Origin of the sequence: Clostridium zeae, from assembly GCF_017312485.1 — a bacterium.
GTDB classification, from domain to species: domain Bacteria; phylum Bacillota; class Clostridia; order Clostridiales; family Clostridiaceae; genus Clostridium_AR; species Clostridium_AR zeae.
Genome location: NZ_BMBA01000005.1, coordinates 178717 through 197206, shown reverse-complemented (window position 1 = coordinate 197206; position 18490 = coordinate 178717). Strand labels below are relative to the sequence as shown.

General features: G+C 32.5%; 16 protein-coding genes. 3 read left to right on the top strand and 13 right to left on the bottom strand.

Annotation, left to right across the window (positions count from 1 at the left end; translation table 11 throughout):
* Positions 1-66: 66 nt before the first annotated feature.
* The 11 genes from J3477_RS20100 to cysC form a co-directional block, all read right to left on the bottom strand.
* Entirely contained in the window at positions 67-528 is a 462-nt protein-coding gene (locus J3477_RS20100; protein ID WP_206871778.1) for a hypothetical protein, read from the bottom strand.
* A 228-nt stretch (positions 529-756) separates the two neighbouring features.
* On the bottom strand, positions 757-2130 hold the full coding sequence (locus J3477_RS20095) for an APC family permease (protein ID WP_206871776.1): 1374 nt from the start codon (positions 2128-2130) through the stop codon (positions 757-759).
* 438 nt (positions 2131-2568) lie between these two features.
* Positions 2569-3219 (bottom strand): YczE/YyaS/YitT family protein, encoded by a 651-nt coding sequence (locus J3477_RS20090; RefSeq protein WP_206871774.1) that lies wholly within the window; start codon positions 3217-3219, stop codon positions 2569-2571.
* Between the two features lie 252 nt (positions 3220-3471).
* Entirely contained in the window at positions 3472-5271 is a 1800-nt protein-coding gene (locus J3477_RS20085) for a GTP-binding protein (RefSeq protein ID WP_206871772.1), read from the bottom strand.
* A 16-nt stretch (positions 5272-5287) separates the two neighbouring features.
* Positions 5288-6169, bottom strand: a complete 882-nt coding sequence (cysD, locus tag J3477_RS20080) for a sulfate adenylyltransferase subunit CysD (protein ID WP_183279440.1) — start codon at positions 6167-6169, stop codon at positions 5288-5290.
* Positions 6170-6213: 44 nt separating this feature from the next.
* On the bottom strand, positions 6214-6528 hold the full coding sequence (locus J3477_RS20075) for a 4Fe-4S dicluster domain-containing protein (RefSeq protein ID WP_206871770.1): 315 nt from the start codon (positions 6526-6528) through the stop codon (positions 6214-6216).
* Positions 6512-8200 (bottom strand): adenylyl-sulfate reductase subunit alpha, encoded by a 1689-nt coding sequence (locus J3477_RS20070; protein WP_206871768.1) that lies wholly within the window; start codon positions 8198-8200, stop codon positions 6512-6514. Before J3477_RS20070 ends, J3477_RS20075 begins: the two co-directional genes overlap by 17 nt.
* A gap of 20 nt (positions 8201-8220) precedes the next feature.
* The gene (locus tag J3477_RS20065; RefSeq protein WP_206871863.1) at positions 8221-8997 is read right to left on the bottom strand and encodes an ABC transporter permease; all 777 of its coding nucleotides are present in this window, start codon (positions 8995-8997) and stop codon (positions 8221-8223) included.
* Positions 8930-9769, bottom strand: coding sequence for an ABC transporter ATP-binding protein (locus J3477_RS20060; RefSeq protein ID WP_206871765.1), 840 nt, complete (start codon positions 9767-9769; stop codon positions 8930-8932). Before J3477_RS20060 ends, J3477_RS20065 begins: the two co-directional genes overlap by 68 nt.
* Positions 9770-9798: 29 nt before the next feature.
* A complete protein-coding gene (locus J3477_RS20055; protein WP_206871763.1) occupies positions 9799-10809 on the bottom strand; it encodes an aliphatic sulfonate ABC transporter substrate-binding protein in 1011 nt (336 codons plus the stop codon).
* Positions 10810-10829: 20 nt separating this feature from the next.
* Positions 10830-11441 (bottom strand): adenylyl-sulfate kinase, encoded by a 612-nt coding sequence (gene cysC / locus J3477_RS20050; protein ID WP_206871761.1) that lies wholly within the window; start codon positions 11439-11441, stop codon positions 10830-10832.
* A gap of 541 nt (positions 11442-11982) precedes the next feature.
* Here cysC and J3477_RS20045 point away from each other — a divergent pair.
* The 3 genes from J3477_RS20045 to J3477_RS20035 all read left to right on the top strand — a co-directional run bounded on the left by J3477_RS20045 (position 11983) and on the right by J3477_RS20035 (position 15895).
* On the top strand, positions 11983-13008 hold the full coding sequence (locus tag J3477_RS20045) for a branched-chain amino acid aminotransferase (protein ID WP_206871759.1): 1026 nt from the start codon (positions 11983-11985) through the stop codon (positions 13006-13008).
* A gap of 84 nt (positions 13009-13092) precedes the next feature.
* Positions 13093-15099, top strand: coding sequence for an alpha/beta hydrolase family protein (locus J3477_RS20040; RefSeq protein WP_206871757.1), 2007 nt, complete (start codon positions 13093-13095; stop codon positions 15097-15099).
* A 154-nt stretch (positions 15100-15253) separates the two neighbouring features.
* The gene (locus tag J3477_RS20035; protein ID WP_206871756.1) at positions 15254-15895 is read left to right on the top strand and encodes an exosporium glycoprotein BclB-related protein; all 642 of its coding nucleotides are present in this window, start codon (positions 15254-15256) and stop codon (positions 15893-15895) included.
* A gap of 107 nt (positions 15896-16002) precedes the next feature.
* Here the strand turns inward: J3477_RS20035 and treR are convergent, their stop codons facing one another.
* Both treR and treC read right to left on the bottom strand, forming a co-directional pair.
* Complete coding sequence (gene treR / locus J3477_RS20030; protein WP_206871754.1) at positions 16003-16713, bottom strand: trehalose operon repressor; 711 nt, start codon at positions 16711-16713, stop codon at positions 16003-16005.
* An 89-nt stretch (positions 16714-16802) separates the two neighbouring features.
* Positions 16803-18467, bottom strand: a complete 1665-nt coding sequence (treC, locus tag J3477_RS20025) for an alpha,alpha-phosphotrehalase (RefSeq protein WP_206871752.1) — start codon at positions 18465-18467, stop codon at positions 16803-16805.
* Positions 18468-18490: the final 23 nt, after the last annotated feature.

The following is an 18490-nucleotide window of genomic DNA, read 5'->3' as shown; positions in this document are numbered from 1 at the left end:
TCCTCCCAAAATTAGTTCCATATAAATACTAGATAGTGACTAAATAGCCTAACTTATTATTAATATTTAATCAACTACCTGAACAGGATCTATAGCAATAATTTTCCCGCCAATATTATAGTCAAAGTATTCCTTCTCAACATCAATTCCTGCAGCTCTAGCCTCTGATACCATTGCATTAGCTAAGTCCTCAGTTTCATTATATAAATCTAAACAAAGCTTGTCTATCTCTTTGTTAGCTTCTTCTCTTAATTTAACAATTTCTTTATCAATTTCAGCTATCTTATCCTGTTGTCCTTCATAATTAGCCTTTTGGTTCTCTAACTCTACTACTTTTTTATCGAGTTCTTGATTTATTTCTGAACCCTTTATTTGAGCATTATCAATTAAAACTTGAATTTGTTGATTAGTTTGCTGAATCTTTGCAAGAATGTCTGAATTATCATCATTTGTTGCTGCAAAAGCATTGTGTCCTAATCCAAAAGAAACTAATAAAAATGTAAATAAGAATGCAATTAATTTTTTCATTTTTCTCCCCCTATATGCTACTTTCTTTTTTGTTCTAAGAGTTTAATATGTCCTTATTAATTTTACTTTATTTCAAGACATTTAGCAATTTTTACAATGGAAAATATATCATTTAATTGTTTTTATATACTGAATTTTACTTGTCTCAATCTGAATTTTATTGGATAAAAATACACTATCCAATACTAATTTGTTGTTTTAAGTATTGATATAGTGTATTTTGAATAACTATTTATTTAAACTACTGTTCTTATATCCATAAATGAAGTATATGATTAATCCTAACAAAAGCCAAACTACAAATCTTATCCATGTTTGGATAGGTAAGAAAGACATAAGATATCCACAGAATATAACTGTTAATATCGGAGTAAATGGCACTCCTGGACATTTAAACTTTCTTTCTATATCCGGCATAGACTTTCTTAAAACTACAACCCCTATAGAAACTAGAACGAATGCAAATAAAGTTCCTATGTTACAAAGTTCCATTATAATATCTAGCGGTAAGAACCCTGCCATAATAGCAGTTATTATACCTGTTATTACAGTACAAAGGCCTGGTGTTCCAAACTTCTTATTTACCTTTGCGAATCTTTTTGGAAGTAATCCATCTCTAGACATAACCATGAATATTCTTACTTGTCCATATAGAGTTACAAGTAAAGTTGAAATCATTCCTATTACAGCTCCAACACCAACTAAAGCAGATCCCCAAGTTATCCCTATAGTAGATAATGCACCTGGTAAAGCGTTATTAATATCTATACTCTTGAATGGTACTATCCCTGTTAGTATCAAGGATACTGCAATATATAGAACAATTACCGCTATTAAACATATAGCAAGTCCCATAGGTACATCCTTCTTTGGATTTTTAGTTTCCTCAGCTGCAGTTGAAACAGCATCAAATCCTATAAATGCAAAGAATATTATTGATGCCCCTGTCATTATTCCTTTTGTTCCAAAAGGTGCAAAAGGGTGATAGTTTGCCACATTTATATGAGTTATACCTAATACTACAAACACAAGTATTACGAATATTTTAATTCCTACTATTATATTGTTTATCTTAGCACTTTCAGAAACTCCTATATATAAAACCCAAGTAATTACAAGAGTTATGATCACTGCAGGTAAATCAACTATACCACCACTTATTGGAGCCTTTGTTAATGCAGTGGGAATAACGATACCTGAATCCTTTAGTATCCCAATTAAGGTTCCCGACCACCCTGAAGCAACTGCTGATGCAGAAACTAAGTATTCTAATATCAAATCCCATCCTATTATCCAAGCTATTATCTCACCGAAAGCAACATAGGAGTATGAATATGTACTACCTGAAACAGGAAACATTGATGCCAATTCCGAATAAGTAAGTGCACATAAAGCACTAACTATAGCTGCAACTATATAAGATATTGTGACAGCTGGTCCAGCAATCTTAGCACCTTGTCCTGTAGCTACAAATATACCAGTTCCAACTACTGAACCAATACCTAAAGCAGCCAAATCAAAAGCTGTAAGTTTTCTTTTAAGACCACTATGCTCTGTTGCTTCATTAAAATCATTAATTGTTTTACGTCTGAATATGTTCAAGTCCATACCCCCATTTATATATTTTACACTCAATAAATTTTTCAAATATAACATGTTATTTAAATACTTTATCAGTATAATTGATTAAAGCACCTCATAAATTATAAATACTATATTATAATTATACAAATGAAAATCTTATATATTTTTGTCGTTTTCTATTCATATATGCCAATTAATATAATTTATATCTTATTTATTAACTTTTAATCACTGATTCTCAAAAATTCTTTTATTTACTACTCTAAATACTAATTATTTACAAAGTGTACTTTTTCTTGTATAACCCTGATTTATTGTATATTTTACTATATTAAAATCTAAATAAAAAAGGATGATATATATAATCATCCTAAAAAAGCTTAAATCATCAGTATTATGCATAAATTTTCATGTTTTTGCATATTTGTATTACCTTAATTTTTTACTTATTTTTTATTAAAGGTTATTTTTTACCAAAATAATATCGTCTACAATATATCTATGCTCTACTTTAGATACATCAAATTTAAATAACTTAAAAATAAACTGAACTGCATGACCAACCGAAAATGCCATTATCAGTGTACCAATTCCTACAAAGCCTCCTAGTAAATATCCAACCACTAGTGCACTTATTTCTATAACACTTCTTACTACTCTAACTGATTTTCTTGTCTTTCTAGTCAACGCAACCATGAGGCCGTCTCTTGGTCCAGCACCTAATCCTGCCCCTATATAAAGAAAAGTAGCTAGTGCTATAACCATAACACCACAAAACATCATCATAACTGAAACAACTAAATTAGTACTAATTGGTATTATTCTATTAAGCATTAACAAATCCATGAACTCTCCTATGAATATCATATTAAATATAGTTCCCCAACCTATTTTTTCTCCTAAGATAAAGTTTATCAGTACGATAACAAAACCCACCGATATGGTTGCGTGTCCCATAGTAATATTTAAGGTTTTTGATATTCCTTGACCAAAAACATCCCATGGGGATAGTCCAATATTAGAGTTTATAGCCAAGACTAGTCCTAAGGCATATAGAAAAAGCCCAAAAAAAAGCCTAACCATTGTGGAAATCATCTTTTTTATCATTTTAAACAGCCCCCAATATATAAATACTGTTATCTCACCCAATATTATGTCATCATTAATCTTATGAAATCATTTATTTATATTATAAATGAAAGTGATGTTTTCTCAAAATAATTCCTATAAAGTCATTATTATTTATTCTCGCCATAGCTATAAGCTTTTTAGAAACCCATGTCTAACATGTGGTATTTATTAGTACAATAAAATAAAAATGCAAAAGATGAATATCCTTTGCATTTTTAGATATGTTGCTTAAAAAGGTTTAAATATTATGCCTCTATCTTGTAGAAGTGTTTTTATCTTTATAACCGCTACATCCACTGTATCATAATCTTTTATATGAAGATTGTATTCAATATCTGTAGTTACCTCTTCTCCTACCCAAACCTTTATTATTTTATCAGAATCAACAGCTGTTTCAATTATCTCAATATCATCTCTGCCAAGTTCTACTGCTGTCACAATAGGAATAGCCCCTGAATCAACTAAAATATTTGACACCTCAGATAATCTTCTTAAGTGTTCTTCGTTGTTATCATTTTCTGTGTGTTTAATATCTGCATCTACTCCATATAACACATTACTTATACCAAGGAAATAAACAATTCTGCCGTCATTAAACAGTTTTCTTTCAAGTTCTTTTGCTATGGCTTTCTTGCCTACATCCTTTTGTCCTGTTATACATATTAAAGCTTGTTTTTGTCCATACTTTTCTGCTCTTTCTTCCTTTGAAATACTACTATTTTCCCACTTAGTATTTCTAACTATAACCTTATCTCTTAACCATGCACTATCATCTTCAAGATCCTTTAGTATTATTCCTCCTCCAGCTATCTCATAGTTATCTACTATTACGAACCTGCTTGTTTGAGCTATTTCATGAGACAAATCATATGCTATTGGTTTTTGTGCTCTAAGTATACATTCAGCTACATCGTGTCTATCTATAGAATCCTTTACTTCATTTTCTAGATTTGATGCATCAATGACTTTAGTTATTTCTTCAATTCTTACCGGAACTTTCGCTGTACCTACCTTTAAAAGATAGTCTTTACCTTTTACCATTGACTGTCTACCAAGCCAAAATAGATTAACCTTTATCCTGTTACCAACATTAGGTTTAGGTTCACTTGCTAAAGTAACCATTTCTCCTCTTTTTACATAAATCTGCTCAGTGAAAGTAAATCCTATAGCTGAGCCAGATCCTGCACTTGCTGGTGCCTCTGCATTAAAAAGTTCGATGGAATTAACTTTATTCTTTTTACCAGAAGGATAGAATACAACTTCATCTCCAACCTTAATGCGTCCTGTTTCAATAGTTCCAGCTACAATTCTCCTATTATCTCCATCACCTGTAAACTTGTAAACAGCTTGAACTGGCATTCTAAAAGGTTTGTCATCTGGAAGCTTCTCCTTTTCAAAACCATCTAGAATATCTAATACTGATTGTCCGTTATACCACGGGGTCTTTTCAGATGCAGACACTATATTTTCTCCAAAGAAGCCACTTACAGGAATATAATATCTTGGTTCTACATCTATCTTGTTTAAGAATTCCGTATATTCCTTAACTATATTATTGAAAACTTCTTCACTATAATCTACTAGATCCATTTTATTAATTAATACAACTACATTCTTTATGCCTAACATAGACAACAAGTATCCATGTCTTCTCGAATTCTCTTGAATCCCTTCATTAGCATCTATTACTAGTAAAGCAACTTCTGCTCTTGATGCACCTGTTACCATGTTCTTCAAAAACTCTATATGTCCTGGTGCATCTATAATTATATAGTCTCTCTTATCAGTCTTAAAAAAACATCTTGCTGCATCAATCGTTATACCTTGCTCTTGTTCATCTTTTAATGCATCAAGTAAAAAAGCATATTCAAAAGGCTTTGAATTTCTTCTGCATCTTTCCTTGACCTGTTCAAGCTTTCCTTCTGGCAGTGAATTTGTATCTGCTAAAAGTCTTCCTATAATAGTACTCTTTCCATGATCAACGTGTCCAACAATTACTATATTCATATCTTCTCTGACAAAACTCATTTAATAGCCCCCATTCCTACATATAGCCGTTCTTTCTTAATTCTTCTAATCCGCCGCCATCTTCTTTATCCTGAGCTCTTCCTGATCTTTCTGCTATATTTGCAAACTTTCCAGTCTTAAGCTCTTCTATGATTTCATCAACATTTTTTGCTGTAGATTCTACAGGAGTAGTACATGGATAGCATCCTAGTGATCTATATCTCTTGCCTTCCCCTTGATCAAAATACAGTGATACCATTTCAATATTTTCTCTTTTTATATATTCCCATATATCAAGTTCGGTCCAGTCTAATAATGGATGTATTCTTACATGAGTACCTGGAGCAAAATCAGTCTTATACTGATTCCAGAATTCTGGTGGCTGCTCTGCAACATCCCAATCATTGTTTTTATCTCTTGGCGAGAAATATCTTTCTTTTGATCTACTTCCTTCTTCATCCGCTCTTACCCCAACAATTATTCCGGTAAAAGGTTCTGTATTCTTATCAATTTCATATTTACCGATATCATGATTCATTCTATATCTTGGCCAGCTTCCATTAAGAGTGTTAGTTAAAGCTTCAGTCTTTAGCCTTTTACAACACTCTAATCTAGTCACATTACCATCTGGAAATGTCTCTTTTTTATCAAGAGCTTCTTTATTTTCTCCGTATATCATATCAAGTTTCCACTTTAATGCTAATCTATCTCTATACTGTATCATTTCAGGTATTTTATAATGTGTATCTACATGTACAAGAGGAATTGGCACATGTCCAAAGAAAGCCTTTCTTGCAAGCCAAAGAAGTACAGTACTGTCTTTACCTATGGACCACAGCATTCCTAAGTTTTTAAACTCACTATATGCCTCTCTTAATATATGAATACTTTTATTTTCTAACTTATCTAAATGATTCAATGTAATAACCCCCTAGTCTACTTGTTAAACTTATTAGCTTCGTATCAATATTTATTGGACTCTTTTGTATTTATCCTTACAACATGATTGTTGTCTTCAATATCTGTAATCTCCCATTGCCAGTACTGCCCATCTCTTTTTACCTTCATCACTCCACCTGCTCCACCAATATCATTTCCTAAGAAATATGTGATCGCAGAACTGCCGCATTCCTTTAAACAAGCTGTACATCCCCAACAGGCATCTTCATATTTTATATAAGCTTTTTTATCTTCATCTTTATAGATTAAACTTCCAGGACAAACCTTTATACATTTTCCACATCTTATGCATTTGTCTTTATCAATTCTTATGCTCATATGATTCATCCCTTCCAATTAAATCTCTAAATATAATATTTACTGTGCCGTTTTTATAGATGGAATTTACATACTTCATCCAATGCTTATCATCTCTGTTTGGATAATCCTCATTTTCCTGATAACATCTCCATCTAGTCTCTTTTCTTGCTCTTAGATGCTCAATTAAAACTCTAGAAACATATAACCTATCTATTATTTCAAAGATAAACATTAACTGATGTAAATCTTCAGCCTTTAGAGTGTATGCTAAGCTCATCAATTCTTTTATCTTCTCTCCTGCAATATTTAGTTCATTTTCATTATAGATATAGGATTTTGATATACCTCCAGCATACTCATCCATCACAGTTTGCATCATTTCTTCAACTTCTTTTATTGAGTGCCCAGAATATTCATTTTCAAAGAAACTCTTTATAACACTTATTTTTTCTTCTATATCTTCACTATCTAATTTATAGGTTGTTTTGCCCTCAATATTTTTAATTATAGACTCAGCTGCTATCTCTGCTTCAGCAAAACATCCTGTAACATACTTCTTAGGACTTCCTCCAGCTACATCACCTATAGCATATAAACCTTTTACGGTTGTCTTTCTATCTTTATCTATCCAATAACCACCTGCAGTATGTCCACCAACTATATAAGGTTCAGTCCCTTCAATTTCTACATTTTCTTTAGATGGGCCTGTGGATCTCTCAAGCCATCTTAAGGTTTGAGCTGGAGCCATATTTAGATAAGCCTTAAATAAATCTTTATCTAATTCTTCTGAGATACCCTCAGTCTTTAAATAGCACGGTCCATTTCCGATCTTGTTTTCCATAACTGTTGCATATAGTCTTATATGGGTATTAGGTCTTCCATACTTTGATACGTAATTTTCTCCAAGAGAATTTATTTGCTCTGCTTTTACTCCTTGTGCGATTGTTCCAGTAGGAGCTATAGTATTTTTACATCTTAAAGCTATAAATCTCATTTCAAAAGATGTCATTTCTGCCCCAGCTTTTATCCCCATTGCATAACCTGAGCCAGTATTAAAAGGACTGTACCACATCTTATGGCTTGAGAAACCGGGATTATTAGGTTTATATATTCCTGCTGCACCTCCTGTGGCACATATTACAAACTTTGAATAAATACTATATATAACATTTTCATCTAAGGAGAATCCAATAGCACCAACTACTTCATTATCTCTAATAAGATAGTCAACTATATTCACTCTATTTAAAACAGTTATATTAGTTATCTTATTAACTTCATCAGCTAAAAGAGGCTTGATATTTTCACCATTTATTTTTACACTTCTCTTACCTCTTTGAATATAGTTACCCGCTTCATCCTTTAATATAGGAAGGCCCATATCTTCAATCTTCTTAGTTACACCATTCAATCTTTTAGCAATACTATAAACCAGGTCTTCTCTTATGACATTTTCTGAATCTCGTTTTACATACTCAACAAAGGATTCAGCAGTCTCACCTTTTCCTATATATGCATTAAGTGCATTAACCCCTGCTGCAAGGCATCCGCTTCTCTTTATATTAGCTTTATCGGTAATTATAACTTTTAAATCAGACTTTTCAGTAATGGTTAGAGCACTGAAGCATCCTGCAGTTCCCCCACCGATTACTAACACATCTGTCTCAAGTATTTCCTTTCTAAATTCCAACTTTTAGCCTCCCTTATTGCCTATATTTCAGTTTTAAGTCCCCACTTTTGTCTTATGTTTGCCTCAATCTTACCAAATACTATTTTATCTAGCAGAAGCCCTAACCCAATTATTACTACCATAACAGCTACTACTTGACTTATATCTCCCACATCTCTTCCTACCATTAACACATAACCTAGCCCTTTTGAAGAAGAGATCATTTCTCCTGCCATTAAAGCTCTCCACGCAAAGGACCAGCCTTGTTTCATACCAGCAACAATTCCAGGAAGTGCTGCAGGTATAATTACGTTAATGTATAACTTAAGACCTTTAGCACCCATAGTCTTTGCTGCTTTTATATACAGAGGATATACATTATTTATAGCTCCTTCAGTTGCTATAGATATTGAGAATATTGATCCCATTGCTATAACGAATATGATGGATTGTTCACTTATGCCGTACCAAAGTATTGCAAAAGGCACCCAGCATATACTGGGTAAAGTCTGTAATCCGAGAATTAAAGCTTTGATATTATCTCCTATATACCTAAATCGAACTATAAATAACCCTAATGATAGACCAATAACTACTGATAATAAATAACCTAATAAAAGTCTCCCCATACTTGCTAATATTGCTGTAAATAAGGTATTATCCTTAACTAAATTAAATAAACTTTTAAACACCTCAAAAGGTGAAGGAAAAGTATATGGCTTCCATATAGCAAAAACATCAACTCCAAGCTTATATACCAGTTCCCATATCGCTAGTAGAAGAATATAAAATGCTACCTTTTTCAATACTCCAATCATTGTCGTATTCAGCTCTTGCAATTCTCTCAACCTCCTCTCTAAGTTCCTCCATAACCTGTGCTGCTATATAAGTTAAGTTTACATCTTCAACTTTTCTTGGTCTTGCGAGATCTATCTTAAACTCTCTTTTAACTTTCCCCGGATTTGCAGACATAACAATCACCCTATTACCTAAAAGCACCGCTTCTTCAACACTGTGAGTTATGAATATTATTGTTTTTTGGGTCTCAAGCCAAACCTTTTGAAGTTCCGTCTGAAGTATGTTCTTAGTCTGACTATCTAAAGCCGCAAAAGGTTCATCCATAAGTAACACTTCTGAATCTAAAGTCAATGCTCTTACAAGAGCTACTCTCTGCCTCATACCTCCTGAAAGTTCATGAACATATGAATTTTGAAACTTAGTTAGATGAACCATTTTAAGATAATGTAGAGCTCTCTCTCGTCTCTCTTTTTTTGGAACACCAGCAATCTTCATTCCAAATTCAACATTATCTATTACCTTTAACCAAGGAAACAGTGCTGATTCTTGAAACATTACAGCTCTGTCAACTCCCACCCCTTTTATCTCATTACCATTTAAACTTATCTTTCCTTCAGTTGGACTTTCAAGGCCTGCAATGATATTTAGTAAGGTAGATTTTCCGCAACCTGATGGCCCCAATATACACACAAATTCACCTTTATTACAAGTGAGATTAATATCATCTAAGGTATAAGTTTCTTTATGCTTAGTTTTAAACTTCTTATTTACTCCTTCAATTACAAGACTCAACCATTTTTCCCCCTTCTTATTTATTTCGCTTATTGCTTTTCCTTAACAACTTTATTTAACGTATCTAAATTATATAGATTAGTTAAGTCTGGTTCTTCTCTTATAAATCCAATTCCTTTTGATATAGCCGCCATTTCGGTTATAGAATCCTGTATAGGATAATTAGTAATCACTAACCTTGTAAAAGCTTTATCAAGCACATCCTTTTTAAGAGGTTTTTTCGTAAGCTTATCTAACTCCTTATTTATCTCAGTTTTAGCCTTCTCTGGATTTGAGCTAATATAATCAGACATCTTAACATGCGCCTTTAAAAAGTTTTCAACCACATCTGGATGTTTTTCCATGAAATCTTTTCTTACAACCACCACAGCTACAGAGTAGTTTCCACCTCTCCAAACATCTTTATAATCAACAACCACTTTAGCACCAGCCTCTTTTTCCAATCTGGATCCCCATGGTTCTGGAACTAAAGCTGCATCTATCTTATGCTGTGATATAAGAGTTTTAATTAATGAATTTTCTGCCTGTACTATATCCACTGTTCCCCCAGATGTCTTTTCTTTCAATCCATTTTCCTTTAAAAGTGCTCTTAAGGATAAATCCTGAGTGTTACCAAATTGAGGAATAGCAACTTTTTTCCCTGATAAATCTTTTACATTCTTTATAGAGGAATCTTTCGCAGCAACTAGAACTGCTCCTGCGCTAGAAGCTCCAGCAATAATTTGAATGGCTCCTTTAGAATTTATATAACCATTTAGAGCAGGTCCAGGGCCTATGTACCCTATATCTATGCTACCTGCAAGAAGAGACTGAAGTTCATCTGGACCAGCATTAAACAACTTCCAGCTTATGCTATACTTATCTCCTATAGCCTTCTGAAATTCACCATTATTCATTCCTACTAAAGCTTGAGCATGAGTAATATTAGAGAAAAAGCCAATTCTGACTTTAGACGTGTCTTCGCTTTTTGATGAGCATCCGAAAAGCCCCAATACCATTACAGATGTCATTACAGAAGCAAGGATTTTTTTAATATTCATTTTTTAGCCCCCCAAGTACTTTAGCTCGTTATTAAATATTTTCTTTCTTTTAGATAAGCAATTATTTGCTCTACACACTGATCTATAGAAGACTTATGTGTATATATAGTGATTTCAGGATTATTAGGCTTCTCATAAGGTGAATCAATTCCTGTAAAATCTTTTATAAGTCCAGTTCTTGCCTTTTTATATAACCCTTTAGGATCTCTGTCCTCACAAACTTCTAAATCACAATCTACAAAAACTTCTATGAACCTCTTTCCTAGTAACTCTCTTATACCATCTCTATCTTCTCGAAAAGGAGAAACGAAGGTAGCTAATGTTATAACACCTGCATCAACAAAGAGTTTAGATACTTCCTTTACTCTTCTTATATTTTCAATTCTATCCTCTTTAGAAAACCCAAGTCCTGAGTTCAATCCATGTCTTAGATTGTCCCCATCTAATAAATAGGTTAGATAAGAATCATTGTGCAACTTTACACTTAATGCGTTTGCAACTGTGGATTTACCAGAACCTGAAAATCCAGTAAACCATAGTAGAATGCCTTTTTGATTTAATAGCTGTTCCCTGTCTTCTCTGCTAATACTGGTATTGTGCCAGACTATATTAGCATTATTGTTAATATTCATAGCTAGACCTCCCCAAAATTATTTTTGTTATGAAATTAACATTTACGCTCAGATTAGCTGAGTAAGCTCGCCAATAAGTACCGAAAACCATGAATCGTAGACCTTCTGTAATTTATTAATTTAAATTACCAACTATTCCGATAAGTTTTATTTTATTAAATTAAGTATATTAGAGGATTTACTTGAAATCAATATATTTTTTGATAATTAATAAACAATTTAACTACTTTTACTACAAATCAGTTAAAAAACACGCAGTTTAGTTGAAATATCCCTATTTTAAGTTAAAAAAATGTATGCTTTGGTAACTATACTACATATTTAGACAAAAACTATCTTAATTACTTCGAAAGGAAAAAGTTTATTTTACATTGTAACTAAAAGTGATAAAATTAAAGATGAATTGCTTCAATGCTAAAAATATTTTCAAAACTCCTACGGTTTCTAGTAAGATAATTTGAAAATATGAATTTAAGTGTTAAGTAGTTCATCTATATCACAGGAACTTAAAAGTATAATTTATAGAACAGGGGGCTTTTTAATGTCTAAAGAAGTAAATATTGATTGGAGTACATTGGGGTTTAATTATATCAAAACAGATTTCCGTTATGTTTCTAAATGGAAAGACGGAAAATGGGATGATGGAGCACTTGTTGAGGATAACATGCTTTCAATAAGCGAAGCTTCAACAGCTTTACATTATGGTCAACAATGCTTTGAGGGATTAAAAGCATATAGAACTAAAGAAGGAAAAATCCAACTTTTCAGACCTGATCAAAATGCAAAAAGAATGGCTGCAAGCTGTAGCAGATTATTAATGCCAGAAATATCTGAAGAAAAGTTTATAGATGCTTGCATTCAAGTTGTTAAAGCAAATGAACATTTTGTTCCACCCTATGGCACTGGTGCAACATTATATCTAAGACCTTTCGTAATAGGTGTTGGCAATAACATTGGGGTAAAACCTGCACCTGAATATATATTCTGCGTATTTTGCATACCTGTAGGTGCTTATTTCAAAGGTGGAATAACTCCTGTAAACTTTATAATTTCAGATTATGATAGAGCAGCACCTTACGGTACTGGTGCAGCTAAGGTTGGTGGAAACTATGCTGCAAGTCTACATCCTCATGAACTAGCAGCCAAGGGTGGTTATGCAGATTGTATTTATCTAGATCCAGCAACACATACTAAGATTGAAGAAGTTGGAGCTGCTAATTTCTTTGGTATAACAAAGGATAATAAATTTATAACACCTGATTCACCATCCATACTTCCTAGCATAACTAAGTATTCCTTGCTTCATTTAGCTAAAGAATATTTAGGCTTAGAAGCTGAAGAAAGAGATGTCTTTATAGATAATATAGATGAATTCAAAGAAGCAGGAGCTTGCGGAACTGCAGCTGTAATAACACCAATAGGTGGAATCTTCTATAAAGATAAACTTCATGTATTCCATAGTGAAACAGAAGTAGGACCAATTACTAAAGAACTTTACGACACCCTTTCGGGAATTCAATTTGGTGACAAAGAAGCACCTGAAGGATGGATTGTAGAAGTTAAATAAAGTATTTTATTAAGGGCAGGGTTACTGTAACTCTCCCCTTTTTTCGCAAGTATTACTGGTATAAATTGAATGGAGGATTAATATATGGAAAAAATAAAAATTGATGATTTCACTAAGTATACTTTTTTATCTTCATTAAAGCATTCACCTGATGGTAACCATGCTTGCTTTGTAGTACACCAAGCAGATCTTGAGGATAACAAATATCTGTCAAATTTATGGGTTCTTGACTTAAAAAACAATTCTAAATATAGACTTACAGCTTTTGATTCTGAAAAGAGCTTTTTATGGCTTGATTCTGAAAATATAATTTTCCCTGGCCAAAGAGATTCTAAGGATAAAGAAAAGCTTAAGAGTGGAGAAGAGTTCACTCAATATTATAAGATTAATATCCATGGTGGAGAAGCAGTTAAACTATTTACTATCCCTAAATCTGTAAACTCTATAAAACAAATTAATGAGAACCTTTACGTATTTACTTCAGATTATAGCCCTAATGAAACTGATTTAGCTTATTTAAATTCTGATGAAAAACAAAAAGAATTAAACAGAAGAAAAGAAGAAGAAGATTATGAAATACTTGAAGAAATACCATTTTGGCTAAATGGAGGTGGATTCACTAGAAATCAAAGAACAAGACTATATTTATTTGATGCTGCAACACAAAAAGTTGAAGCTATTACAGACGAAGCTACAAATGTTGATTTCTTTGACTTAGATGCAATCAAAAATAAGCTTGTAATACTAAGCTATAATTTTAAAGATAAAATGCCACTTACAAACATAATCTCGATATATGATTTAAAAGAAAAAAAGTTCACTGTAGTTCCTCAAACATTGCCTATGAGCAATAGGTTTGCAAACTTTATATCTACTAATAAACTTATAGTGGCAGCAACAGATATGTCTAAATACGGTATAAATGAAAATTCAAAGTTCTATACTATTGAATTAGATAATTTTGTGCAAAAATGTATTACACCTGATTTTGATAAAGCTTTAGATAACTCTGTAGGCTCAGACTGTAGATATGCTGGTTCAGTAACAATGCAAATCGAAGGAGAATCCTTATATTTTATAACAACAGAAAATGATAACTCTTTATTAAATAAGATAGATGTTAACGGAAATATAAAAACTCTAACTAACGGAAATGGAACTGTTGACGGCATAAGTATAAATAACGATGATGTATTATTCATAGGAATGACTACTGATTCTCTTCAAGAAATTTATACTGTAGCTAATAATACTGCTGAAAAATTGACTACTTTTAATGATTGGGTTAAATCAGAAAAGTCTATTTCTTCTCCAGAGAAGGTAAGTATTGAAACAGAGCCAGGCATAATAATAGATGGCTGGGTTATTAAGCCTGTAGATTTTGATGAAACCAAAAAATATCCTGCAATATTAGATATACATGGCGGCCCTAAAACAGTATACGGCACAGTATTCTTCCACGAGATGCAATACTTAGCTAGCGAAGGATATACAGTATTTTTCTGTAACCCTAGAGGAAGCGATGGAAAAGGCGATGAGTTTGCTGATATTAGAGGAAAGTATGGAACTATAGATTATGAAGATATTATGAAATTTACTGATGAGGTATTAAAAAGATATCCTTTTATAGATTCGTCAAGGGTTGGTGTAACTGGAGGTTCTTATGGCGGATTTATGACTAACTGGATAATTGGCCACACAGATAGATTTAAGGCTGCTGCTTCTCAAAGAAGCATCTCAAACTGGACTTCTTTTTTTGGAACTACAGATATAGGTTATTTCTTTGGAACAGATCAAACTGCAGCAACACCTTGGAGCGATTATGAAAAAGTATGGTTTCACTCCCCACTAAAATATGCAGATAAGGTAAAAACACCAACACTATTCCTACATTCAAACGAAGATTATAGATGCTGGATTCCTGAAGCTCTTCAAATGTTTACTGCATTAAAATACCATGGAGTAGAAACAAGGCTTTGTATGTTTAAGGGAGAAAATCATGAATTGAGTAGAAGCGGCAAACCTAGACATAGAGTTAGAAGGCTTACAGAAATAACGCAATGGTTTGATAAATACCTAAAGAATGAATAAAACGACTATTTTCACGATTATCTGACAAATTAATACACCAATTCGCCTTCCTATTTATATACTATAATATAGCATAATCTATATAAACATATAAATATATAAAACTCCATTCATATATTTATATCATTATATTTTTAAGGAAGGGATTTTTGATATGTCAATGTATAAAGATTATAATAGATCTGATTTTTGTCCAACTGATCATGGTTGTCCAGATGATCATCATCATCAACATCACTGTTGTCCTTGTCCTACACTTACCCGTGTTCGCAAAACAAATACTAGACCTACTGGGGGAAGTATGATTCCATTTTCATCAGGTCTAATACCTGCTGTACTTTCAACTGTTTTACTTGGAGCTATTACTACAACTTCACTTATAGGCTTTGGAACTTCAACTCCTGGAGTTGCAATTGTTGGTAACACCTTACCATTGCTTGGCACCACTCTAAGCGAAGCTTTTACAGTTCCTCGTGATGGACTAATTACTTCTTTGGCTGCAAATTTTAGTACTACAGCTGCATTAACTCTTACAGCTCCAGCAACCGTTACAGCTCAGCTATTTAGTGCTCCTATAGGTTCAAATACTTTTACTGCTGTTCCAGGCGCAATTGTACAATTAAAGCCAGATCTTACTACTGGAATAGTTACTATAGGAACAAATGCAAGCGGAATAGTTACTTTATCTGAGACAGTAACAGCTCAAACTCGATTATTAATGGTATTCTACGCAACTTCTACAGCACTTGCTACAGTAATAACAGGAAATGCTAGCGCAGGCGTTGCAATAAGATAATTACCTTAGTTTATTAAAACTTATGTAAATACAATATTCAAATAATATTTCATAACTTAAATATAGAGGTTCTGAGCAATCAGAACCTCTTTTTTTACTACTCACATTTATCTTCTTCTAGCAAAATCTACAAATCTAAACCTATCTGGCCTATGTCTAGACTCTGTATATTGAAATAAACTAGTATCTTCTAAATAAACATAGTTTTTAACAACAACTACCATATTGAAGTTTTCAAAATCTAATACTTTTTTATCTTCTTCTGTTGCTTGCTGAACTGTAAACTCCTTCTTAGCATAGCTGATTTTGAGGCCTAGAATTCCTTCTAAATACTCATATATAGAGTTTTCACAAATTTCTTTCGTTAATTCTGGAACATACTTTTGGTTGAAGTAATCTTTATCTAGAATTATCTTCTTACCGCCAATTTCTCTAACTCTTACTACCTTCCAAGCTTCATCAGCCTCTGATAATTCCAGCTGCTTCATTATAAAATTATCTCCACTTACAAGTTCTAATTCCCTTAATACAGTATTAGAGCCACTTCCCATCTTTCCTGCAAGCTCTTTAAAACTAGTTAATCCAGACATAGGAAAGTCAAACTTATTTACATCAAGAACGAAAGATCCTTTTCCTTTTATCTTTTGTATGCATCCATTTGTCTCTAAAAGTGCTAAAGCTTTTCTTATGGTATCTCTTGATACACTATAAGCCTCCATAAGTTCACTCTCAGATGGAAGCTTTGAGTTTGGCTCCATCTTGCCAATTTCTATTTTATTAACTATATCATTATATATAGCTAAGTATTTACTATCCATATATATCACCGTAAATATTTTAGCACTTATACATACAAGTTTCAACAAGTATACACTGCTAAGAGGTCCCTATGTCGAAATTTATTTAATCAATTCCTATTTTTCAAATGATAAACTATAGATTCATATGGTCTTAATTTTATTTGCTCATCTAAATCCTGTGAATCATCATAATTTGAAAGTAATATATCTACTTGGTAATCTTTTATATTGCAAATATTCGGCATGTCCACTACACATTCATCTTCATAAAAGTTATTTATAACAATAAGCTTTTGTCCATCATATTCTCTCATATATGCAAAAACCAATTCATGTTGTTCTAACATAGGTATATAGCTTCCAAGTGATATAACTTCATATTTTTTTCTTAGCTCAATCAACTTCTTATAATGATAAAATACAGAATTTTTATCTTTTATTGCATCTTCAACATTTATCGTATCATAATTATCACTTAAGGATATCCAAGGGTTTCCCGATGTAAATCCACTATTTTCACTACTATCCCATTGCATTGGTGTTCTTGAGTTATCTCTAGATTTAGCTTTTAGTATTTCTAATATTTCATTCTCATGTCGTCCACTTTTCTTAAGTATATGATAGTAGTTTATAGATTCTACATCTTTATATAGTTCTATATTATTAAAATGTGGATTTGTCATCCCAATTTCTTCACCTTGGTATATATAAGGAGTTCCTCTAAGCATATGAACTGCCGTAGCAAGCATCTTTGAAGATTGCTTATGATATTTCTTTTCATCTCCAAAGCGACTCACTATCCTAGGTTGATCATGATTGCACCAAAAGAGTGCACTCCATCCATTACCTTTTTCCATACCTAGCTGCCAACTATTAAATATATCTTTTAACTTAAAAAAATCAAAATCCATAAGTGTCCACTTATCACCATCTTTATAATCGACCTTTAAGTGATGGAAATTAAAAACCATTGATAATTCTGTTTCCTCAGGATTTGAATACCTTACACAGTTATCTATATCAGTAGATGACATCTCCCCTACTGTTAAAATACCTTCTTTGGTTGCAAAAGCCCTACTATTTAATTCTTTTAAATACTCATGTATATGTGGCCCGTCTGTATAGAATCTTCGCCCATCTCCTTGAAGATCATCTTCATATATATCTGGCTTAGAAATTAAATTTATAACATCTAACCTAAATCCACTTACACCCTTATCCATCCAAAATCTTACTACATCATATATTTCTTCTCTAACAGAATTATTTTCCCAATTTAGATCAGCTTGAGTTTCATCAAATAAGTGGAGATAATATTCGTCATTTACCTTTTTCCAAGTTGATCCTCCAAATTTGGATTGCCAATTTGTTGGCTCCTCATCGTCCTTTGGTCTCCTAAAAATATAATAATCCTTATATTTTTGTTCTCCTTTTAAAGCCTTTTTGAACCATTGGTGTTCAGTAGAGGTATGATTAAAAACTACATCTAACATAACACCTATGCCTCTTTTAGAGCATTCTTCAACCAACTTTTCAAAATCCTGCATCGTTCCAAATCTTTTATCTATACTACAATAATCAGCAACATCGTATCCATTATCCTTCTGCGGAGAAACATAAAATGGAGTAAGCCAAATATAATCTACTCCTAATTCACATAGGTAATCAATTTTTTCTATAACTCCTCTTAAATCACCTATTCCATCTCCATTAGAATCTTTAAATGACTTAGGGTATATCTGATAAATTACGCTTTTTCTAAAGTCCTTCATATAATCTGCTCCTTTAAAATAAG

Coding starts and splice junctions, on each gene's coding strand:
- J3477_RS20100 (WP_206871778.1), bottom strand. CDS start 528: ATGAAAAAATTAATTGCATTCTTATTTACATTTTTATTAGTTTCTTTT.
- J3477_RS20090 (WP_206871774.1), bottom strand. CDS start 3,219: ATGATAAAAAAGATGATTTCCACAATGGTTAGGCTTTTTTTTGGGCTT.
- J3477_RS20085 (WP_206871772.1), bottom strand. CDS start 5,271: ATGAGTTTTGTCAGAGAAGATATGAATATAGTAATTGTTGGACACGTT.
- J3477_RS20075 (WP_206871770.1), bottom strand. CDS start 6,528: ATGAGCATAAGAATTGATAAAGACAAATGCATAAGATGTGGAAAATGT.
- J3477_RS20065 (WP_206871863.1), bottom strand. CDS start 8,997: ATGATTGGAGTATTGAAAAAGGTAGCATTTTATATTCTTCTACTAGCG.
- J3477_RS20055 (WP_206871763.1), bottom strand. CDS start 10,809: ATGAATATTAAAAAAATCCTTGCTTCTGTAATGACATCTGTAATGGTA.
- cysC (WP_206871761.1), bottom strand. CDS start 11,441: ATGAATATTAACAATAATGCTAATATAGTCTGGCACAATACCAGTATT.
- J3477_RS20045 (WP_206871759.1), top strand. CDS start 11,983: ATGTCTAAAGAAGTAAATATTGATTGGAGTACATTGGGGTTTAATTAT.
- J3477_RS20040 (WP_206871757.1), top strand. CDS start 13,093: ATGGAAAAAATAAAAATTGATGATTTCACTAAGTATACTTTTTTATCT.
- J3477_RS20035 (WP_206871756.1), top strand. CDS start 15,254: ATGTCAATGTATAAAGATTATAATAGATCTGATTTTTGTCCAACTGAT.
- treR (WP_206871754.1), bottom strand. CDS start 16,713: ATGGATAGTAAATACTTAGCTATATATAATGATATAGTTAATAAAATA.
- treC (WP_206871752.1), bottom strand. CDS start 18,467: ATGAAGGACTTTAGAAAAAGCGTAATTTATCAGATATACCCTAAGTCA.